Origin of the sequence: Desulfonatronospira sp., assembly GCA_003563255.1 — a bacterium.
In the GTDB taxonomy this organism is placed as follows: domain Bacteria; phylum Desulfobacterota; class Desulfovibrionia; order Desulfovibrionales; family Desulfonatronovibrionaceae; genus Desulfonatronospira.
This window is the reverse complement of the sequence record PWSL01000244.1, coordinates 1-5,473: the sequence shown is the minus strand read 5'-3', so window position 1 is coordinate 5,473 and position 5,473 is coordinate 1. Positions and strand designations below refer to the sequence as shown.

The following is a 5,473-nucleotide window of genomic DNA, read 5'->3' as shown; positions in this document are numbered from 1 at the left end:
TGCTTTCTGCAGACAAGTCTCCGCCAAGCATTCTGGCTGCCTTATGGGCTATGGTCAGGCCCAGGCCTGTGCCCTCGTGTCTTCTGGCTGAAGATCCGTCCACCTGGCGGAATTCGTCAAAAATATGCGGCAAATCACTTTCTTCAATGCCGATTCCGGTATCCTCAACCCGCACAAATATTTTTTCCTGGTCACAACGTACAGAAACGGAAACAGTGCCCGAGTCAGTGAACTTGACTGCGTTGCTGATCAGATTCTGCAGGATCTGGGAAACACGGATTTCATCGCTTTCAATGGCTGGAATATCCGATGGAATATCATGGATGAGCTCTATCTGCTTCTCCCGGGCCAGGGGCAGGAGGCTCTCCACAATGTTTTCCAGGGTATGACCCAGGGCAAAAGATCTGGGGTTGAGGTCCATCCTGCCGGCCTCGATTTTGGAAAGGTCCAGAATGTCATTGATCAGGGCCAGCAGATTTTTTCCATTGCGCTGGATAATCTCCAGATACCCGGACTCTTCTTCACTCAGTTTATTTCCTGCCTGCATCATCAGTACCCGGGAAAGAGCCATTACAGAATTCAGCGGAGTACGCAGTTCGTGACTCATATTGGATAAAAACTGGCTTTTGAGACGGGTGGCCTCTTCAACAGCCAGTCGCTGCTGCTCCAGTTCCGCATTCTGAGCCTTCAATTCCTCGGTCTGTTTCAGCATTTCTGTCCCCTGGGCCTGCAATTCCTCCTGCTGTGCCTGAAGTTCCTGATTATTGTCAGCCAGTTCTTCGGATAACCGCCGGGTCTGTTCACTGGCCTTAAGATTGGCGAATACGGTATGCACCAGCTTGGACCAGGGCTGATTCATGCTCTCAACTGCAACCCTGGTGTAAGGTTTGATGCGGGCCAGGCAGATGACTCCCCTGACTACATTATCAAGAATCACAGGAAAACTGATCATTTCCCTGGGCTGCAGAGTGCCTGCAAAGGTTCTGAAATGAAAGACAGAGTCTTCAGGAATATCACGGAGCAGGGTCATTTTTCCTGTAGAAACGATTGTGCCCAGCTGGCCTTCAAGGGTGGCGACATCAAAAGGTTTAAGCATTTTGTGGTCCAGCCCTATGGATGTAAAAGGCTCAAAAACATTATCCCCGGCATTGCGCCGAAAATATGCTCCCATCTGGGAATCTGTAAGATCAACAAGCTGCCTCAGGAGGTTTTTTCTGAAGACGTCAAGGTCATTTGTGCTCAAGAGAGTTTCAGATATCTGTTCATTAATTGCCCGCATCTGCATCTCATGAGATATGGTCGCCGCCATCTGGTTGAACCCCCCGGCAAGCAGGCCGATTTCATTGCTGGATTCATTATGGCTGCGCACAGTGAAATCACCTTTACGATAATTGTCCGTCAGCGTAGTCAATTCTTTAAGAGGAAGGTTGATTCGTCTGTAAAGCATCAGGCCCACAGCAGCCGAAAGAAGAATGATGGCAGAGACTGCAGCAATCATCTGCCGGACCATGTCCCTGTAATAATCTGATGCGTTACTGTAGTACTGTTCTGCAAAATCATGTGAAGAGTCATCTACATTCTGCAGGAGCTCCATGACCCTCTGCAGGTGGGGGGTATCGGGGCCGGATTCTGAATGAATATTGATGGCCTGGGCCTGGTCAATATCTCCAGCCTGCATCAGGCTGACAACCTGTTCCCGGTTGGCCCGGCACTCTTCTACGGTCTGGTACAACAGCTCAATTTCTGCTCTATCCCCTGAATACCGGTCAAGCAGGATATCAAACTGTGCTTTGGCACTTGCCTCGCGGGACTCAATCAGGGGCAGAAGCCGCTGCATGCTGCCGGGAGTGTAATGCGCAAACAGTTCCTCCATTCCCCAGTGGATGACCAGGATGTCTGACTTTAAATTGCCTATAGCCCTTCTGACTTCCAGGGGATGGTCATAAAGTACCTGTGTCTGACGCCAGAGCCTGTCTGTCTGAATCCAGGACAATACCGCCAGCACTGCAACCAGCAGCAGAACCCCTGCTATACCCAGCTTGAGCTGAGTTTTGATTTTCATATTTTTCATCTTCAAACCTTTGTTGCTCAACTTTTCTGAAAAATTGGGCTGAACTCAAATACCCTTTTGAAATGATGCCTGAAAGCCATGGGCGGCGTCTCGGCCATGCCCAGCACCAGATAACCTCTGTCCGCCAGTGCGCGGTGAAGCCTTTTGAATATTAATTCCTGGTATTCAAAACTGAAGTAGATCAACAGATTGCGGCACAGTACCAGGTCAAAATCTCCAAAGACACTTTCCGGCGGGACTCCGTACTTTCTGTCCAGCATATCGTACCGGGAAAAAGAAACCTTCTGCCGGATCTCCGGTATCAGGCGAAAACAATCTTTGTCAGGAATCAAATATTTGTTGAGCAGTCGATACTTGATGTTTTTTATGCTGGATGCAGGATACAGGGCCTCATGTGCATCTTTCAAGACATTCAGGTCAATGTCCGTGGCAAATATATGCTGGTTGACGGGTTGTTTTTCCCTGATCAGCAATTCATGGATGATGATGGCCACGGAATATGGTTCCTCCCCCCTGGAACAGCCGGCGGACCAGACCCGAAGTGATGTGTCACCGGTTCTGTTCTTCTCTTGAATAATCCAGGGTAAAACCTGGTCGGCAATAAGTTCAAAGGTCAGGGTATCCCGGAAAAAACGGCTGACATTGATGGTGACTGCATCCAGAAGCTTGTCAATTTCGTCCTTATTGCCTCTAAGATAAGAGTAGTAGGCGGTGAAATCATGACAACTCAGAGCCTCCAGCCTTTGTCTTACTCGACGCTCCAGCATGGGGGGATGATACCCTGAAAAATCAAATCCTCTATGTTCAAGAAGATATTCCAGGACAGGCTTGAGATCGGCTCTGATTTCAAGGGGTTCGAGGTTCATCTGCCACCCGGTTCACCCGGTAATGTAAAAAACACTTTTGTCCCTTTGCCCGGCTCACTCTCCACCCAGATTCTGCCGCCATGCTGTTCCACAAACTCCTTGCACAGGACAAGTCCCAGGCCGGTTCCTTTTTCGCCGTCTGTGCCAAGCTGTCTCTTGCTTTTATCGACAGAAAAGACTGTGGACATTATTTTTTCACTCATGCCAATACCGTTATCCCTGATGCAGTATTGAACATCAGGGCCTGGCTGGGTGGCAGTGATGGATATATTGCCGCCACGATAGGAAAACTTGACTGCATTGATAATTACATTGCGGATGACCGTTTTGATCATGGACTGGTCAGCCAGTACAGTCAAGTCCTCCGGAATATCAGATTGAATTGCAATGTCTTTTTTGCCGGCCATATCTCTGGTTATAGACAGACTTAAATTGACAAGTTCACTAATGCTGCATTTTTCAGGGCTGAAATCCATTCCCCCCTGACTCATGCGCGCCCATTGCATCAGGTCATTTAACAGCTCCAATACATTTTTTGAACTTTTATGCATTGCAGTCGACATGTAACTGATTTCTTCCAAAGATAAAGATTCTCCTTCCTCTGCGAGAATTTGTGAGGTGCTGTATACACCAGCCATGGGGGATTTCAAATCATGGGCAATGATGGAGAAAAGTTTGTCCTTTTCAGCATTAACCTTCTGAAGCTGTTCATTGATTGCCCTGATGTTTTCTTCAGCGTATCTGTTTAGCGCTTTGGATGTGGCATGGGGACAGGCTCTTCCGGGACCCACTTGTCCCAGAAAATGAGTAATTTTGAGCACAAATTGATGCTCAAGTGGGTTCCGGAGTGCCTGTCCCCTGCTTTCCTCTGTGACATGGTTTGCTCCAGGCAGTTTTAAAAGATGACCAACAAAAAAATTTAAGCTCATGCAACATAATGCCAAGCTCAGCCGCGTGCCATGCGCGTCGGCTGAAGCTTGTTGTCGTTATGTGCTTTTTCGTATCTGTTCACTATCACTACAGCGAAACTTATTTATTCACCTCCGGGGACTGGCTCTTTTGCCGCCGAATTTTTGAAGCATTTGCAAATTAGCAACCGGCAAAAGTGCCTGTCCCCGAATTAGACAGGTTGAAAAGTTTTATAAGTTTCGCTCTAGTGCTATTTTGCGGCGGCAAGCTGAAACCTCTTCGTTCAAAGGCTGGGATCTTGTTACGAATATCATCAAGGCTTTCCTTATGAAATGTAACAGAAGTGCTGAGCCACCAGGGACGAACATCCGCTATGGATAAATCGGGTGATGAGTGAGGAATCATTTGCACCTCCTGGTAAGTATGACCAGTAAGAGTACCGGTTTACCCTGAAGAATGCTGGAATGGTAAGCCGCCGGGCATAAAGCAGAGTTAACTTAATCCTCCACTACATCAGGCAGGATTTTCGACAGGCCTGATAGTCCAATAAGCATTGCTCACCAAAGGCATTGATAAAGAATATTTCATTACTCACTGCCCCTAATCCACTTAAAAGTCAAACCATGTTAGAGCAAAGCTTTGTTCAATAATATCAGGAAGATAAAACTAATCTGTGTAACTTCTCAATAACTCCGGGCAGTATTCCTGGATACCGGCTTCCGCCGGTATGACATCACAATGCAACGACCTGTTTTCATTTGTCATTCCGGCTAAAGCCGGAATCCAGGTCTTTTCTTAGTGTAAGATCGCCCGGAGTTATTGAGAAGTTACTTATCTGTTTCTTGTTCAATAAAAATAAGTGCCGGGGTGCCTGTCCCCACAATGTTAAGAAGCGGCTGGAGCCGCAGAACTAAACGTTCCCAGGCTGGAGCCTGGGAACGAGAGGTAACCAGGAACGAAAAACCACGAACCAGGAACCGATTTTTTTTCTTGTTCCCAGGCTCCAGCCTGGGGACATAAATGTGTCGCGGGGACTGTCCCCAGGCCGATTGCGGCCTCCTCTGAATAGTTACGTTTTTTTTATAGCAGCCGGCTGAACCTGAGATTCATCAGCCGGCTGTTTCAGTCTCAGCCCTGCATGCCTGGGCTGCTTAAAGCATTGTTCTCCAGTATTTGCCTGGTTCGTCTATCAACGTTGGAGGCAAGCTCCTCCATGCTGAATATGGCTTGAACGTCCAAGATAATGACAAAGGTTTCCTCGAGCCTGCCCAATCCGCGGATGAATTTCATGTCAATGGTGTTGCCGAGTTTGGGTGGGTCTTCTATTTGACTCTGTGGAATGTCCAGGACCTCCTGCACCCCGTCCACCAGAGCCCCCATGATGCTGGATTCTCCTTCATAACTGACCTCCACGATAATTATGCAGGTATCCACTGTCTGCTCCCCTTCATCTAGGCCGAACTTCCTGCGCAGATCAACTACCGGAACGGGACGCCCCCGCAGATTGATCACTCCGCGCATGTAATCGGCTGTCCTGGGGACCCTGGTGATCGTGGTATACTCCAGGACTTCCCGCACCGAATCGATACTCAGTCCGAAAAGCTCCTGATCCAGGTAGAAGGTCAGA

Annotated in this window: 4 protein-coding genes; all 4 read right to left on the bottom strand. The window is 48.3% G+C overall.

Going from position 1 to position 5,473, the window contains the following annotated elements; genetic code table 11:
* Positions 1-2,062: ATP-binding protein (locus tag QZP87_RS07065; protein ID WP_291322217.1), on the bottom strand; the 2,062-nt coding region annotated here is incomplete at its 3' end.
* Positions 2,063-2,088: 26 nt separating this feature from the next.
* Positions 2,089-2,937, bottom strand: coding sequence for a protein-glutamate O-methyltransferase CheR (locus QZP87_RS07060; protein ID WP_291322216.1), 849 nt, complete (start codon positions 2,935-2,937; stop codon positions 2,089-2,091).
* Positions 2,934-3,758 (bottom strand): HAMP domain-containing sensor histidine kinase, encoded by an 825-nt coding sequence (locus tag QZP87_RS07055; protein WP_291322215.1) that lies wholly within the window; start codon positions 3,756-3,758, stop codon positions 2,934-2,936. The genes QZP87_RS07060 and QZP87_RS07055 overlap by 4 nt, the downstream gene beginning before the upstream one ends.
* Before the next feature lie 1,216 nt (positions 3,759-4,974).
* Positions 4,975-5,472 carry a chemotaxis protein CheW gene (locus tag QZP87_RS07050; RefSeq protein WP_291322214.1) on the bottom strand — a complete coding sequence of 166 codons (498 nt, stop codon included), beginning with the start codon at positions 5,470-5,472 and terminating at the stop codon, positions 4,975-4,977.
* Position 5,473: the final 1 nt, after the last annotated feature.

Bases quoted from the DNA above. Each gene is read 5' to 3' on its own strand.
- QZP87_RS07060 (WP_291322216.1), bottom strand. From the start codon at position 2,937: ATGAACCTCGAACCCCTTGAAATCAGAGCCGATCTCAAGCCTGTCCTG.